The 16,708-nt window shown below is 35.8% G+C and carries 8 protein-coding genes; 2 read left to right on the top strand and 6 right to left on the bottom strand.

Translation table 11 applies throughout. The features are described from left to right. Nucleotides 1–1,587: 1,587 nt before the first annotated feature. The 3 genes from dapE to ACFIMI_RS00705 form a co-directional block, all read right to left on the bottom strand. Nucleotides 1,588–2,760 carry a succinyl-diaminopimelate desuccinylase gene (gene dapE / locus ACFIMI_RS00715; RefSeq protein ID WP_375611380.1) on the bottom strand — a complete coding sequence of 391 codons (1,173 nt, stop codon included), beginning with the start codon at nucleotides 2,758–2,760 and terminating at the stop codon, nucleotides 1,588–1,590. A gap of 221 nt (nucleotides 2,761–2,981) precedes the next feature. Continuing rightward, nucleotides 2,982–3,728 carry a M48 family metallopeptidase gene (locus ACFIMI_RS00710; protein ID WP_375611379.1) on the bottom strand — a complete coding sequence of 249 codons (747 nt, stop codon included), beginning with the start codon at nucleotides 3,726–3,728 and terminating at the stop codon, nucleotides 2,982–2,984. 31 nt (nucleotides 3,729–3,759) lie between these two features. After that, nucleotides 3,760–4,539, bottom strand: a complete 780-nt coding sequence (locus ACFIMI_RS00705) for an alpha/beta hydrolase (RefSeq protein WP_375612802.1) — start codon at nucleotides 4,537–4,539, stop codon at nucleotides 3,760–3,762. Between the two features lie 196 nt (nucleotides 4,540–4,735). Here ACFIMI_RS00705 and infC point away from each other — a divergent pair, with 196 nt between their 5' ends. Both infC and ACFIMI_RS00695 read left to right on the top strand, forming a co-directional pair. Continuing rightward, nucleotides 4,736–5,254 (top strand): translation initiation factor IF-3, encoded by a 519-nt coding sequence (infC, locus tag ACFIMI_RS00700; protein ID WP_026500140.1) that lies wholly within the window; start codon nucleotides 4,736–4,738, stop codon nucleotides 5,252–5,254. Nucleotides 5,255–5,848: 594 nt separating this feature from the next. Further along, nucleotides 5,849–7,615 (top strand): ABC transporter ATP-binding protein, encoded by a 1,767-nt coding sequence (locus ACFIMI_RS00695; protein WP_375620868.1) that lies wholly within the window; start codon nucleotides 5,849–5,851, stop codon nucleotides 7,613–7,615. Between the two features lie 1,565 nt (nucleotides 7,616–9,180). On the opposite strand, the gene ACFIMI_RS00690 is transcribed toward ACFIMI_RS00695, so the two are convergent. The 3 genes from ACFIMI_RS00690 to ACFIMI_RS00680 all read right to left on the bottom strand — a co-directional run bounded on the left by ACFIMI_RS00690 (nucleotide 9,181) and on the right by ACFIMI_RS00680 (nucleotide 16,480). Beyond that, nucleotides 9,181–9,303 (bottom strand): hypothetical protein, encoded by a 123-nt coding sequence (locus ACFIMI_RS00690; protein ID WP_375611376.1) that lies wholly within the window; start codon nucleotides 9,301–9,303, stop codon nucleotides 9,181–9,183. A 554-nt stretch (nucleotides 9,304–9,857) separates the two neighbouring features. Next, the gene (locus ACFIMI_RS00685) at nucleotides 9,858–14,516 is read right to left on the bottom strand and encodes a translocation/assembly module TamB domain-containing protein (protein WP_375692171.1); all 4,659 of its coding nucleotides are present in this window, start codon (nucleotides 14,514–14,516) and stop codon (nucleotides 9,858–9,860) included. Further along, nucleotides 14,516–16,480: an autotransporter assembly complex family protein gene (locus ACFIMI_RS00680; protein ID WP_375612799.1), complete on the bottom strand. Its 1,965-nt coding sequence runs from the start codon at nucleotides 16,478–16,480 to the stop codon at nucleotides 14,516–14,518. Before ACFIMI_RS00680 ends, ACFIMI_RS00685 begins: the two co-directional genes overlap by 1 nt. Between the last annotated feature and the right edge of the window lie 228 nt (nucleotides 16,481–16,708).

Raw genomic sequence — 16,708 nt, 5'->3', positions numbered from 1 at the left:
CTTATTTTAATCATAATTATCATTTTTCACAGCAAAGGTGAGATTAGAATATCGTGAGATTCTCTCATTTCAAAACTATTTATAGCAAGCTAGTTACCGCCATTTGCTTACACCTTAAAAAGGGAGAAGCATGTGGATAAAAACTATAAAAAAGGAGTAAAAAGGCCTCTTATGAACACTCTTAAGTGCTAAAAGCTATTGCAATATTTTGAGCTAGAAAGTGTATGGTGCTCTAACTTTATTTTTCATAAACATAAAGATGGGGAGGCATTATAGATTTTATATTACAATATTCATAAGCACCGTAGTAGCACAAATGTGACAAACATTGAGAAAATTTCTTTAAAACAAGTATGTGAATGCATAATACGATAATGTATTGTTCTTTATGAAATCGTGGCACCATTTAAAGAACCAGAGAAATAAGCATGAAGCCATGCATCAGTCTCTGATTATTTAAAAAGATATTACTCTAGTTACTTTTGAAAACCGTAAAGCCGAATAAAAAAGAAAGTAAAAAAAGCACGCTGATTTTCACCTTTATACCTTTTATATTTTCCCTCAATGAGGTTATGTTTGTATGTCTGTTTCAGAGATTATAAAAAATAGATATACACAATGCTTTTATCCTATTCTGGCATGTAAAAGCTGTTATCGCAAAAAATACTGAACCAATATTTATTTGAGATACGCGGCCGTATGATCGGTATTAATTTATAGGTAACAGCAACATCATGAGTTTTACTAAACAAATAATGCACTCAAATGACAAATATACTAAATATGAATCGGTATTGCTTTGTTAGCGAGTGAAACGATGTTAATCTCATATGATCTTACTTGTATGCGTATATGCTTATAAGTGTCTATACGCGTCCTTTAAAGTTATTTAATTAAAAAATTGAGAATAATACTAGGACAATCCTTGGCTAAAGAAGTCAATGTGATGCTACAAAAGAATTTCTGTGTACCTTTATCATAACCAATATTAAAGCTGATTAAATAACCTCACCTTCTATCTCGTAATGATATTGCAACGGAAGTTCTTGGGGACAAAAAAAGCAGAGCAAAATATATGAAATAAAATAAACTTAAAGCGCTTTTCCTATAGTCTTTATTCTAAGAGAGTCTAATTGGAACAAGAAGTGCCTTTTGTGAGAGCTCAGAAACCATATTAAAACATGAGCTGTGAATGAGCGCATTTATGTTGTACGAACTTTTTACAATAGCAGCATGTTTTTGTGTGTCTTCATGGCTTCAACCTGTCACTACACAATGATGATATAATATTCATTGTTTTCCATATATGATTGCACCGCCTTTCTACACCTTAAAGAACGAATATTTTCAATCCAATATGGTCTAAACAGTTCTGCTTCTTCAAGCAGGTCTCTTTTGGCTTTTCAATTATGTAATTCACTTAACTTAAAGACTCTACAGGCAAGAATCCCAACTTAAGAATATTCATTACTTACTCTAAGACTACTTAATATATTAAGTTTTACGAGTCTCGTATCACCACACCATAAATGGCAATATCTTATGGCACAACAAGATAAAGATATTTTTGAACCAGCAACCTTTTCTTTATGCAAAAAATTCAATAATAAAACGCTCATAAATAGTAGTAAGTGTTTCCATTGCATCAAGGGCTACACACTCATCTACCATATGCATCGTTTGCCCTGGTAAGCCAAATTCAACCACTGGGCAATAATCCTTAATAAATCGCGCATCTGAAGTACCACCAGAAGTGGAACATTCTGGTATATTCCCTGTTACACTTTTAATAGCATTGGATAAAGTTTGAATGAGTTTATCATTTTTGGTCAAAAAAACATCTCCTAAACTTGGAATCCATTCAAGCTGATAAGAGGGATATTGATCACCATTGTTTTTTGATTGCACCAAAGCAAGACGCTTTTCAATTTCCTTCATCAGTGTTTCTTTTGTCCAAAGATCATTGTAGCGTATATTAAAATGAACTGTTGTCTGCGCTGGGATAACATTGACCGCTAAATTACCGGTATCGATGCTTGTTAGCTCTAAATTACTGGGTTGAAAATTTTCTGTCCCTTTATCTAAGACGATTTGTGTCAATGCTTGAATAAGCTTACTTGCCAAAGGCAAGGGATTGGCAGCCCTCTCTGGAAAAGCAACATGACCTTGACGACCCTTCACGGTAATGACACCAGAAATCGATCCGCGGCGACCAATTTTGATAATATCACCAACAGTCTTTACGCTTGTTGGTTCTCCCACAAGAGCCGCAGTCCATTTTTCGCCTTTTTTTTCTGCCCATTTGAGAAGTTTTACCGTACCATTAACAGCAGGCCCCTCTTCGTCACCAGTAATTAAAAGGCTTACCCTTCCTTTAATGGGTCGTTTCTCAAGAACTCGCGCTAGAGCCGCAATAAAACAAGCGATACCACCCTTCATATCAACAGCACCCCGCCCATATAATTTCCCCTGATCTATAACAGCTTCAAAAGGTGGGTAAGTCCAATCTTCCAATGCACCTGGCGGTACGACATCCGTATGACCCGCAAACATAAGATGGGGTCCTTCACTCCCCATTTTTGCATAAAGATTTTCAACATTATCTGTATTTTTATCCGTAAAAACAGGGCGATCGACGTGAAATCCCATTTTTTTCAAAAATTGTTCCAAAGTTGATAAAGCCCCTGCTTCATGAGGTGTAACAGAAGGACAACGAATAAGTGCCTGTAATAGCTGAAGTGGATCTGTAAGAACAGACATAAAAAACCTTCCCATTTTTTATAAGTCATCGGAACTTAGGGTTATTACGCTGAATTACAAAAAAGATAAAGCAAAACATTGAAGACACTCAGCAAACCAAGCAGGGGAGAACAATCGTGCTGAGAGCTTCAATGGCTTCCTCATTATACATGAGCAAGCACACACTCAACAAAACACTCAACAAAAAGTTCCGTTAAATATTGCCTTCATTTGAAAGTTTTTTACGCCTCTAAATTATATGAATCAAAATTAATTGCATGCAGTCTAGGAGCATTTTCTTTCAACCAAGCACGATATGTTTTACTATCAGGACATAGCTCTTCACAAAGAGCCCAAAATCTTGGCCCATGATTCATTTCAACAAGATGAGCAACTTCATGGGCAACAACATACTCAACAACTTCTTTTGGTGCCATAATAAGGCGCCAAGAAAAAGAAAGACGCTTATCGATTGAACAAGAGCCCCAACGACTTCTCGTATCTTTATAACAAATGGATTTGACTTTACGCTCTACCTGATGAGCATAATGTGCCACCAAAGGCGTTATAATAAGCGCCGCTTGTTTTTTCAAAACGTCAGCAATGCGTCTTGGGAGATATTCTAATTGACCATAAACAATAATTTCAGGCCCTTGCTCCGCATCTGCTGTAATGATTTCTGTTACCCCACGTCCCTCTCTATGCTTTATGGTATGAGAAACACCCAATAAGGGAATTGTCGCCCCCTCTTTGAGATAAGCATTTTTATGAGAGATTTGTACATGAGCAAGACGTGCCTCAATCCAAGATCGATGCTTTTCAATAAAATTTTCAACCGCATAGAGATTTATTGCTGGTGGTGTTGTTACACAAATCTCCTGACTTCTGGCATCAATACGTAAGGTAAGACGGCGCGCATACTTATTTTCCCGCACCCGTACAGGTACAGAGCGCTCAGAAAAAATAAAATGCTGTTTAGAAATGCTCATATATTTTTATCTTCATCAATAAATGTACCCCTTACTTTGCATTAATCTGATTAATAAAAGATCTCAATACTGTTTCAAGGCAATCTAAATCTTGTGGACGAGAAAAGCGATGATCCGCATCACGAACAAGTGTCAATGTTACATCATGGAGAGGTAAATGATCAAGTAAAGTCAATGTATGCTGATAGGGGATATCTTCATCTTCCATCCCTTGTAGAATATGGACTGGACATCCAACATCAATGCATCCTTTCATAACACAATTTTCGCGCCCATCTTCAATCAATGTTTTTGTAAAGGGCATTGGCTCTGTATCATCAACTGCAGGTCGTTCAATATAGCCTTTCTCCTCCAAAATCTTCCATTCTTCTGGGCCTAATTTTGGTTCCACCAATGTTTGTGTAAAATCAGGTGCTGGAGCAATCAATATCATGCCAGCAAGCTTCTTATTTTTCTGTGCTAGCATCATTGCAAGCCTTAGCGCAATCCACCCCCCCATAGAGGAACCAATCAAAATTTGTGGACCCTCACAATAGGTTTCAAAAGTCGCTAAACTTTCCTTAACCCAACGCGAAATTGTTCCTTGAAAAAAATCACCTTCAGATTCTCCATGTCCAGAATAATCAAAACGTAAACAAGACAAATCATTCTTCTGAGCAAACTGATCAACTAACGTTGCCTTACTTCCTAACATATCGGATTGATAGCCAGGAAGCCAAACCAAACCTGGAGATTGGCGCCCCTTGCGATAGCGTACTGCAAGTGCGGTGTTCTCAAATGAAAAAAACTGACAAGGAATATTTTGATCCATGATTTTTTATCCTCTATAAAACAATTTCTTTAAATTAAGAGAAAAACTTTTATAATCTAAATCATTCCAAAAAGTAATAAATCAAATAATGAAAATAACACGAATTATAGTTGTTTTTAGGTACATAATTGTATATTAAATTAACTGTAGTTGAATCAAAATTTAAGGAGCATAAACCATTCGTAAACCGTTTAAAATGACACCTACCCAAAAAGACGGACCACGTTCAAATCAGGATATTCGGGTACCTCATGTTCAGCTTATCAATGATGAGGGACAACATCAGGGAGTTGTTGCGATACAAGAAGCTCTTGCTATGGCTGCAGATGCGGGACTTGATTTGGTTGAAATTGTACCAAATGCGGAGCCACCTGTATGTAAAATCATCGATTTGGGAAAATTAAAATATCAAACCCAAAAAAAAGCTGCTGAAACACGTAAGAAGCAAAAAGTCATCGAAATCAAAGAGATTAAGATGCGCCCAAATGTTGATGTCCATGATTATGGAGTTAAACTCAAGGCTGTTCATCGCTTTATTGATCATGGTGATAAAGTAAAGATTACTTTGCGTTTTCGTGGTCGTGAGATGGCTCACCAAGATCTTGGATTAAAGCTTCTTCAGCGTGTAAAAGAAGATACAAGTGAAATTGCCAAAATCGAATTGGAGCCAAAGCTTGAAGGCCGGCAAATGATGATGGTGATAGCACCTAAATAGTTTTGCATTGGAATAATATTCGCATGCAACGCATCAAAATGATGTGTATAGTATTATTTAGAAGCACCACATAGAATTTTTGTGGTGCTTTTAAGGTTTTATAAATGTGTATAAATCCTTTTAAGAGTTTAATAATGCTTTATCAATTTATAAGAAGAATTCGTTATTTTGCATATTAATGAGAAAGCTCAAACATTGTAAGGTCTTCTTATTTCAATCTCTCTTATCATGCAATGCGGCAAAATTGTTTGCTTACACATCACAAATGGAGATGATACATAAAATTATTAAAAAAGCAGAAATGTTTTTTGTGAACCATTTCAAGTGCCAAAGACTATCACAATATGGAAATTGGTAAATACAATAGAGAAACTCGCCGGTACCTTTTATTGAAAACTAAAAATAATGATGAACAACGAATTTTCGTTATACCTTTCACAGAAACTTTGCACTACATTCTTCACTCTCACCGTCGTGAAATTGATGTGATGAACCTTGAAAGAAAAAGCTATTTTTGTAAAAAAGATTAAGGGGCTTTTTAATTAAGAGTGTTTCAATCTTGCATAAAATAATGAGAGAATATAGAAGCTCTTCATGGCTAAAAAACAAATTTCCTCTTTTGACAAACATCTTATTATCCGCCTTTTGCGAGAAAATTTTCGTAAACATATGCGTTGGTACAGTGCGGCTATCTTCTCAATGATCATCATTTCTTGTACCACAGCAACCAGTGCATGGATTATGCGGGATGTTGTTAATCAGATTATTGATGCACAAAATTTTCCTATGATTGTTTTGATTTCTAGCTTCATTGCTTTTATCTTTATTCTCAAAGGAGTTGCAACTTTTTTCCAAACTTACTTTCTAAACAAAGCAGGCAATAGTATCATTGCTGAACAACAGCGTAAAATTTTTGCACGACTTATGGAACAAGGAGTCTCTTTTTATCATAATAACACTTCATCTGATCTTCTTGTTCGTGTAACTCATAACGCGACAGCCGTACGTAATATAATTGATACTATTATCACAACTTTTGTACGTGATTTGCTTTCCGTTAGTGGTCTGTTGCTTGTCATGTTCATTCAAAACTTTGTGTTAATCTCCATTACTTTAATCGTAGGACCACTAGCTTTTTTAGGCGTTCGAATGGCTTTAAAACGCGTTCGCAGCTTGATGGAAAAAGAGCTCCTTTCACTTGGTGAAATTATCAAAATCGTACAGGAAACGGCTGTTGGAATTCGAATCATCAAGGCCTTTTCACTAGAAGAAGTCATGAAAAAACGGATGGACAAAGCCATTTGTGATGTTGAAAAACAAACAAACAGTATTGCAACACTCGAAGCTATTACCAATCCAATTATGGAAACACTCACGGGTGTTGCCATTGCAGGTATTATTTGTTTTTCCGGTTATCTTGCAACCCAACGCGCAGGTGTTCAAGGTGAATTTATGTCCTTTATTGTTGCTTTACTTTTAGCTTATGAACCCGCAAAAAGACTAGCAAATGTACGTGTTAAAATTGAATCTGGCTTGGTCAATATCCGTACGATGTTTGAAATACTCGATTGTCCCCTTACAGTTGTAGAACATAAAGAAGCTAAAGATCTGAATAAAACGCAAGGAACTATTCGTTTCGAACATGTTTCTTTTGCATACACTAATAACAAAATGATATTGAAAGACATCAACCTAGAAATAGAAGCCGGAAAAATGACAGCATTGGTGGGACCATCCGGTTCGGGAAAATCAACCCTTATCAACCTTATTATGCGCCTCTATGACCCCACAAAAGGACGCATATTGATTAATGATCAAGACATTCGCTACACAACATTTCGCTCTCTGAGAAACCTGATGGCCTATGTAGGACAGGATACTTTTCTCTTTCAAGGAACTGTTAAATATAATATCGGGCTTGGAAAAGAAGGGGCTAGTGATGACGAAATTATCGAAGCAGCAAAAGCAGCAAATGCTCATGACTTTATTATGAGTTTGCCAAATGGTTATGATACACAGATAGGTGATAATGGCTGTAATCTTTCAGGGGGGCAAAAACAACGACTCGCTATCGCTAGAGCAATGATTCACGATAGTGAAATTCTGATTCTTGATGAAGCAACAAGTGCGCTCGATTCACACACCGAAGCACAAATTAATGAAGCTATTCATCACCTTACTAAAGGACGCACAACGATCATTATTGCTCATCGCCTTTCAACGATTGCTCGTGCTCATAAAATTGTGGTCATACAAAATGGACAACTGATTGAACAAGGTACTCAAAAAGAATTGCTAGCAAAAGAACATGGGTTTTATAAAAAACTTCATAATATCCAGTTCAAAAAACATACCTCCTAATTTCTAGATCCTTAAATAAAATTTGAAATAAAAAATGGATAGAAGGTAATGCTCCATTTATAAAAAAGACTTGTTACCACGAAAAAGCATTACTTTAATCAAAGTTGGCAAAGAATTTATGGTTTATTGAAAATAAACTTCTTGGATTTAGATGAAAACTTTACTCGCTATTTTGTTGAATGCAATTGACTTTAACCATGAAATTTCAAAAACCCCTTCCCTTCCTCAAATAAGTATTGAAACATTCATAAGTGTTGTGAATCCTGAAAGAGAAAGCATAAAAGTTTGAAAAAATTATCGCGGATGATGATGAATCTGGATTAATACAACCTTTATCCGTGTTTATCCCTGCACTGATAATTTTTTTCTCCACACAAATTTTAAAGGACAAAGACTCTACCCAATCTGATCTGTAAACAATCTAGATTTTTATTGAGCTCATTCCCCTTGATAACAACTTATGTGATTCACTTATACAAGGCTTACCCTAAATATTCACCACGTGCTTTCAGAATACTGTGTCAAAAAGGCTTACATACCTTATATCACCACACCTCAAATGTCGGTCTTTTATGGTACAACAGAATAAGCTAACAATTATAAATTGTGTTGCAAATTATAGATACACTCCGTTTAAAAGAAAAACATTGAAAAAATAAGAGAGGTTTTATTATAAAACTTTTTTACTGTTGTAGCTTGCTTTAAAGCAAGCTTTGCTATTTTTTCTACATTTAGAAACTAAAATGATATTCCTCCAATACCTTAACTGCTTGAAGAGTTTATAAATGCACAACGTTAGTGCCTATATAAGGCTATAATTTCAATATGCAAAAAAACAGATGAAAAGCAAAATGACATTCCTCTTTCTTTTAACCGCTAAAATAGAAAAATACGACATATAATTCTGATAAATATTTTTACAAAAATATCTTTTAATATACATTTTAATATTTTGATTTATAATCATAATTTGTTATTTTATATCTTAAACAAAAGATAAGATGTAATTTGCTTATTGCAAATTTTCTTTATATTTATGATGAATCAATCAAAAGCGCTTGTTGTACGTCATAAGAGATATTGGTATATGCATAAAAACTCTTAAGATAAGCAATAAAAATACCTCTACACTTTCAAGTGAAAAGATTGTCAGCAACATGAGAAGCTGGAAAATAGAATGATAATGCCGGCTTATAGCTTTAGTAAATACTTATACCTTTATTAATAACGGTAGTGTAGATTTTATACCATTCATAAGAGATACTTTATACCATTTCACAAGCAATCTTATGAAATAGACTCAAGCGCACACTGAGAAATGTTCCTTTAAAACAAGTACATAAACTTGCAACACAATAATGTTATATTTTGGAGTATTCTGTTTGGGGAGCTATTCGTTATAAGAAAAGTGATCTTATTCCAGACACAATAAACAAAATCTAAAATAATAGGTAATTTTTATTATTAAAAAATATTGCTTTAAATGCGTTTGACAATAAAATCGATATCTTATGAATTCTCTGCTTGCCTCACGTTTTTGACGGTCTTTAATGGAATCATGTCCTTCACGTAAAAACAGAATGCCATTGTGTTGCAAATTCACGTACTTGTTTTAAAGAGACCTCTCTCAAAGTCTTCCCTAAGCCCATTCGCAATAACATTCGTGAATTGTATAACGATAAATCCATTAACCCCCTCTATCTTTACGCTTATGGAGTAACAAGCCGGCACCACTCACACTATTCTGCCAGTCCCTAATGTTGCGACAGCTCTTAGCTCTCGAAATGATTCATAAGAGGCATTTTTAGTTATTTCTTAATAGTTTTATCCACACAGGATTCTCCGCTTGTAGCATACAAGCCGAATGATTTTGATTGATTCAATACGAAAGAGATTCGTACGATATTCAAAGTTCTAATTCAAGTTGAATAACAATAAATTATCTTTATAAATCAATATATTGCACACACTCCATTCTTTAGGCAACAGCACGATATGGGCTTGAAAACAAGGTAAGGTATTTCTCTAAAATAAATATATAGCAGCAAAATAACATACTATCTTTCGTGAAGATTTTGTCCCTTTAGAGAATAGCATAACAAAAATCAAATATTTCAGATATATCTCTTCACGCCTCAACAAAAAGCTTCTTCTTTTATAGGATTTCTAGTCTATGCCTCCTTCCTCAGATTTAGAAATGAGAGACAAAAAACGAAGAAATTGTTTTTTTTAAATTCAATCTTTAATAATCTCTTTCATAAAAGAGACCTATACTAGAATTTTGTTCATTTCCTATGGCACCTTTAGCTTTGAGATGACGCGAAATATCTAAATTAATTGTCCCTTTCGTCGTTCCATCAGACCCTGCTTCAAAACCCAAATAAATATTATTGTGTATGTAGCGTCCAATACGTAAGCCTGTATTCCCCTTCTCATTAACGATAACATCAAGATCATCAAGTCCAATTTTAGTTCGTAAAGTATTCAACAAAGATGTATTAGAACTACCTGCAAGATCAGCCGCTGCTGCTGCAAGTTGAGCAATCTGAAATGGTGATAATTCATTAAGAGAGCGATTAAAAATCAAACGCGCCAAAATCTCATCCTGAGGCAAATTTGGTTGTGATGAAAAATTAATATCAAGATTATCAACCGTCCCACTTACAGTTACAGTGACACGAATATCACCACTGTTATTGTTGGTTACAAAATAAACCGTAGGATTAAGATTACCACTAAAACTCGCTTGTCCTTGATCAAAATTAAGACGTTGCGACAGGATATCAAAACGTCCACGAATCATTCTAAATTCACCAACTGGATGCACATCATTCAATGGACCTGCTAAATTAATGCGTCCTCCCAGTTCAGCATCTAAGCCTTTTCCGCGTACAAAAAATTGATTGCGTGCTGTAATACGCATGTTTGATAGCACGACAGATGAAGATTCTTGTGTAACTATACGGCTTTTGCTTTTGTTCGTGTTCTTAACATCAGCACGTTCAAGTGTTGTTTGAATCGATTTAGTTAAATTCTTATTTCTAACATCAAGAAACTTGGCACTTTTAAAATGATCAGGAACAAAAACTTCAGCTTTTTCAACGATGATATCACCACCAAGAACAAGACTATTTAAAAAATGACCTGTCATTGTCATCTCACCTGATAATGTTGCCAGAATCATAGAACCATCATTATAATTGGCATTATCAAGATGAAATATCAAATCTGTCTCTAGACCATTAGAGATACGACCTGAAGCAGAAATTCCTCCCCCCTCAAACGAAGAAGCTGAAGCTTTTTCTATAAGGATATGATCACCTTTCAATTTGCCTTCAATTGTTATATTATTTAATCCTACATTTGTTTGTGAATCAAAAAAGCTACCGTCGCCTATAGAAATATTTCCTATCAATTGTGGCTTTGATAATGACCCATTAAGAGCTGTATCAATTCTTGCTGTACCCGTTATATGTGCACCACGCTTAGCTAATAAGAGATTAACAAAATCAAGAGGCATTATCCCTTTAACGTTTAATTTTGCCTCTGAACCATTAAGAGATACAGGCCCATGGATGGAAAGATCTAATCCTTTATCTCCAGTAGCTATCATATTTTCAATATGAAATGTCGATTTTTTATAAGAACCACGAGCATTTATATTGATTGACATCGGTCCTTTATGCGTCATAGCGGTTAAATTTTGACTAGAAAGCTCAAAATGAGCAGATGGATCCTTCATTGTTCCACCAATATCAACTTTACCTATCACTGTCCCATCAAGCGCTTGTCCTGCAATAAAACCATTCGCCAAACGTGCAGATAAATTTTGCAAATTAATATGAAGATCAAGCGCATTTTTCTCTAGAGATACACGCCCCTGAGCTTGTGCTTGTACTCCTTCTCCTGTTAAATTTGCATTCAAAGTAAGATTTTGATCTACAGTATTTCCCGTAGCAGAAAGAGAAAAAGGCATAATTTTTTTATCTTGAAAAGCAACGGTTGTCAGTCCCTCACCTTTTATATCGTAAGTTATATCAGGTTTTTTTAAATGACCACGAATCATAACCTGCCCTGTTACACTCCCTGCTGCTCCAAGATCGGATTTCCACAGATTGACTAAAGCAGCAGGAAGCGCATTCATTGTAAGTTGTAAATTCAGGGTATCTTGAATATTTCCTGCTAAAATGATGTTGCCTCCATTTATTGCAATTCCTAATTCATTGATTGTCATTCCATCTTTATCAAAAGAAATTATAGATGGCTTCGGCAATGTTGCATGAAAAGTATGTTGTTTTAAGTCCACAGCTTCAATTTGCACTTCTCGTTTTATACTTTCTGGAAGTTCCTCAACCATTAAACGGCCAGAAAGCCTTGCATTGAGAGTATCATGCAACATCGCCTGGACAGTAAAAACCGTTTGTCCATTATTCCTATCAGCGTGAGCATTTAAACGATTGACCATTACCAAAGGTGTTTGAATATGTTCTGCATTGATAACTCCTTCAAACTGAGTCATGCCAAAAGGATCGAATATGTCAGCATCTATTGCCAATTTTTTTATTTTATTCTTGGAAAAATTCAAATGGTTAACATGCGCCTTCACATTGGTTTTTTGTCTGCCATTTTGTTCATCAAAAATAAAATCTCCTTTTACTTTTCCACTACCATCCTGCAAAAATAACGCTGAAAGTACGGAAATATCATCGGCATCAATATGCAGCGCTCCTTTCAAAAAACCGCCAAGTTGTTGAGAAAGATCACCCGTTATTTTTGCACTTCCCCCTCTAATATCGATATTTTCAAGTTTTCGAATTTTATGAGAATCTTCAAAAGAGGCCGATAAATGCAAAGTTTTTTTAGCAAAAACCCCTTCACCTTTTACCGCCCCCGTTAAAGAAGTAACTGGTGCTGTATTATCTACAAATGCATCTATATTAAGTGTTGTGTTTTGAAGTTTCTTCCCTACAATTAATGCTTCATCAATATGGGCACGTGTATTTAGTTTTATATGGCTATTGCGCCCTCTCGCCGTACTTTGAATTGTAAGCGCACCGCTTATCTTTGGATCTAATTTGGACAAATCAGATATTTGAGCAGATAGATCCATTTTAGCGCTTTCATCTGAAAAATAACCTTTAGCCTCTATGTTTGTATATTGATTTTTCAAATTAAAATGACGTAAAGTGAAGCCCATTGTATTTCGAGCAGCGCCACCTGAAAGAGTAGTATTTCCTTTGAATAAACGATCAAAAGACTGCATGCCTATTTTCATATCGTCAGCCATTCCTGATAATTGTAGATCAAAAATACCACTCAATAAACTGATCGTTCCTTTGGCTTTAATATCTGCACTACCAGAAAGTGATTGTTTACTGAACACTTCCAAAGGAGTTAATGTTTGAGCTTTTAAACCGAGATCGCCTTTAAAAACAAAATTCTCCATTGTCCCTTTTAACCAAGAAGAAAAACCCTGAGCCGTAACACTCAGATCATGAATCAAAATTGGTTTGTTCGAAACAATATCCGTATCTAAATGCACATGAACCGCTTGGCTTAAATTTTCTACTAACGCTCCCTTAATCTTTTTAACCCCTTGAAGCGTCCCTTTAACCTGAACACCAACATGACGAGAAGCTGCATTATCAAGATTTTCGCTTACTCCTCCCATATCAAAAATTGCATCGCGAATATAAATATTTTTATTGCTTAAATGATTTACAACCAACCGCCCATTCCAAGATTGTTGACCTTCGCGACCATAGTCAATGTTCAAAGCAAGAGTATTCGCAGGTTTTGGCACTTCTGATATAGGTAAATGAATAGACTCCTTTTCGTTATCAAGAGCCATTTTGCCATCAACAAAAAGCCGTCGCAAGAATCCATCGGCGGTTATTTCAGCATTGGCTATAACATTCATTGCTTTGTTCTGAATAACCATCTGATCAAGGTGTGTCACACCTTCTTTTGTTCTTCTTGCCTTTGCTTTTAATGTTATATCAGATTCGAAGAGACTACGATATTGAACAGGTATTAAAGGGCTCAGTGTTCCCTCTAATTTCGTAGAAAAACTCTGTCCTTCTGGAACACTTGCAAGAATAACATTACCATCTAAAATAGAATGATGATCGGACTCTAAAGAAAGTTTGATAACCAAATCATCAAAAGTACCATCACCTTTCACGACGAGACTTAATGCTGGACGTTGTTCAATGTTAAAAATATTCGCCAAAATACCATTTTGTGGTTCGTTAGCAGAAATATCAATTTGAGCTGTACGATTACTATCAGATATCTTGGTGAGAACAGAAAAAGAACCCGGTGCATCTAAACGATGCGCCGCTATATCGACATCAAAATTACCACCAGCCAAGGTGAAATTGCCTTTTAAGGACATATCAGCAGAAAAACCAAAAAGATTCTGTTCAAATGTCACATGTTGAGCTGTAAGCGTATTGATAGAAAGAGCAAGCGGTAATTTTGGTAAAGAGAATTTACCAGTCTCAAGGGAAGAAACAAAAGAAGAATTGCCTTGCGGTTTGCGTAAAAATGTAACCTGTTCTGCCGAAAGCTGGTTAATATCCATCCGCCCTCTCAGCAACGCTAGACGATTCCAATCCATTTTAGCATTGGTAATTTTAAGCCAAACCCCTTTTTTATCACTGACAGTAATAGTGTCAATTGATGTTTGAGAAGACAGTGTCCCTTGCATATTGTGTAAACGAACTTGACGATTAGGCGCTGAAAGCTTTCGTTCAATTAAAGAAACAAACCATGAGCGATCATCTGTTTTCATTTCGCTAGAGGGAAGAATGTCTCCTCTTTGCGCAAAAACAAAACTACCCACCCCAAAAAACAAAAATACAAAGAAGAAAGCTGATAAACATACACCTTTTTTCATTAAAATGCTTGCCCTATACCCACATAAAAACCAATGCGAGGGTCACCCTTCTCTCTCTTTAAAGGAAAGGCTAAATCAACGCGTAAAGGACCAAGACCCGTCATATAACGACCTCCTATACCGGCTCCCCATTTAATTTTTTGAGAAAAATCAAAATTTGCTTTTTCCCCTACTAAACCTCCATCAAGAAAACTGACAAACCCTATTTTATCATTTAAAGAAACACGCAATTCTGCTGACCCCTCAATAAGCGCCCGTCCACCAACAACCCCATCATTTTCTGTTTTGATACCAATATTACGGTAAGCATAACCACGAACAGAGCCCCCACCACCAGCAAAAAAAAGCGTATTTGCGGGTACTTGTGCTGTATCATTCCCAAGAATTGTACCAAGCTTTGCCCGCGCAGCAACAACAAAACGATCCCCTTCATCCAACGCCCAATAAGAACGACCTTCTGCTGTTACTTTTGCAACAAAGTTGCTAAAACGCATCTCATAAAAAGGCTCAATGAAAACTTCACCATATAAACCTTTTGTTGCATTAAACTTATTATTACGACTATCGTAAATCAAGCCGCTAGGGAAACCGATTGTTGTAAAATTACGGCTCCCAAAATAGATATCACGTGAATAACCATTTGAAACTTCTACAGCAGCCTGTCCCGATAGATTACCATTAAAAATATGCGTAATACCTAATTTTCCTTTGATGGCTTTTGTCGTATAATTTTCTAAAACATCTTGTTGTATTTTTAATTCTGATCTGAAATCTGTATCTGGCGTGAGTACACCAGGCTTTACAAATGTACCACCGAAAAGATAATCAAAATTTTTAAAATTATATGATTGCTTTTTATTGCTACCAACACCACTTATTTTTGTTTCAATTTTAAGAGTCTCTGCATGACCAAAAAGATTGTTATGCATCCAATAAGTCTCAAAACCAGCACCATCTAAAGTTGAATAGCTACCGCCTACACCAAAACGACGCGGTTTACGTTCTTGTACAACAAGTGCAAGCGGTAAACTACCATCTAGATTACTAGTATCAGCCTCACGTATATTGATAGCACGAAAAACACCAAGGCGCGCAAGACGTTCATTTGCCTTAGCTAACGCATCAGAATCGTATATCTGCCCTGGTTTCAATCCGGTCATCCACGCGATATAAGCTGAATCTACACGTGGTTTCTTACTTATATTACGCACACTTAAAGGACCATAATGAGCCTTTTGTCCAGGACCAACAACAATCCGTCCTTCAACACGCAATGTAGCATGATCAGCCACGACTTCACTCTTCATAATTTTAGCTTTAGCATAACCTTGTTGCCGCCATCCTTCTATCGCCCATTTTTCTGCTTTCAAAATGGTTTCAGATTTAGCAATAGCCCCAACTTTATAGCCCAATTCTTCAATTGTGGGCATTTTATGCGCTTTACGTTTTTCAAACGGAGCTACTTTATCAATATTGGCAATACTAAAAACATATTGTGGACCAGCATTAATTGTAATAACGATATTCGATTGTGCTGGAAGTTGAGTTACCGGACTTAAATCAGCGACTTCTAAGCCATTAATTTTAATACTAATAACACCACCATAGCGTCCATCAGCATAAAGAGCAGAAAGAATTGCTCGATAATCTGAACGCGCCTTGGCGAGCAAACCAGAAGAACTGGCGGATGCTTTCTCTTTATCAGCAACAAGAGAAGAAACAGATTTAACTATTTTTATACCTTCTAATGGTGCACCTGGCGGTGCAACAACATCAACTTTATAAAATTTCTCTGTACTTTTGGTATAATGTGAAGAAGAATTTGTTTTCTTTTGACCAAAAAAAGGGATGCCGAAAAAATCAAATGCAGCAAGTGGCTGTGGAAAAGAAAAAGTAAAACACAAGCCTATAAATACACAGCGCACAGTCCCTGATTTTAACAAAATTCTTGTCTGGTATACCATAAAATCAGATACCTTATAATACACTTTGCATCTACTACGCTTTAAATAATATAAAAATAAGAAAGGTAAATATAATTACTTTGCACATTTTACACGTTTTATCACATCAAATAACACTCTGCGATACATAACGTTATCCTCCCCTTATATTTTCATAAAATTCTACACTGTTGTATAACACGAACAGCCTCATTCTTTTTTTCTTAACATATTTATTTAGCTTATTAT

Source organism: Bartonella sp. AP4SXKL (assembly GCF_042195845.1).
Taxonomy (GTDB): domain Bacteria; phylum Pseudomonadota; class Alphaproteobacteria; order Rhizobiales; family Rhizobiaceae; genus Bartonella.
Note: the sequence above shows the minus strand (reverse complement) of the source record. Positions and strands in the feature narration are given on the sequence as shown.

Bases quoted from the DNA above. Each gene is read 5' to 3' on its own strand.
- dapE (WP_375611380.1), bottom strand. From the start codon at position 2,760: ATGTCTGTTCTTACAGATCCACTTCAGCTATTACAGGCACTTATTCGT.
- ACFIMI_RS00710 (WP_375611379.1), bottom strand. From the start codon at position 3,728: ATGAGCATTTCTAAACAGCATTTTATTTTTTCTGAGCGCTCTGTACCT.
- ACFIMI_RS00705 (WP_375612802.1), bottom strand. From the start codon at position 4,539: ATGGATCAAAATATTCCTTGTCAGTTTTTTTCATTTGAGAACACCGCA.
- infC (WP_026500140.1), top strand. From the start codon at position 4,736: ATGACACCTACCCAAAAAGACGGACCACGTTCAAATCAGGATATTCGG.
- ACFIMI_RS00695 (WP_375620868.1), top strand. From the start codon at position 5,849: ATGGCTAAAAAACAAATTTCCTCTTTTGACAAACATCTTATTATCCGC.
- ACFIMI_RS00690 (WP_375611376.1), bottom strand. From the start codon at position 9,303: ATGGATTTATCGTTATACAATTCACGAATGTTATTGCGAATGGGCTTA.
- ACFIMI_RS00685 (WP_375692171.1), bottom strand. From the start codon at position 14,516: ATGAAAAAAGGTGTATGTTTATCAGCTTTCTTCTTTGTATTTTTGTTT.
- ACFIMI_RS00680 (WP_375612799.1), bottom strand. From the start codon at position 16,480: ATGGTATACCAGACAAGAATTTTGTTAAAATCAGGGACTGTGCGCTGT.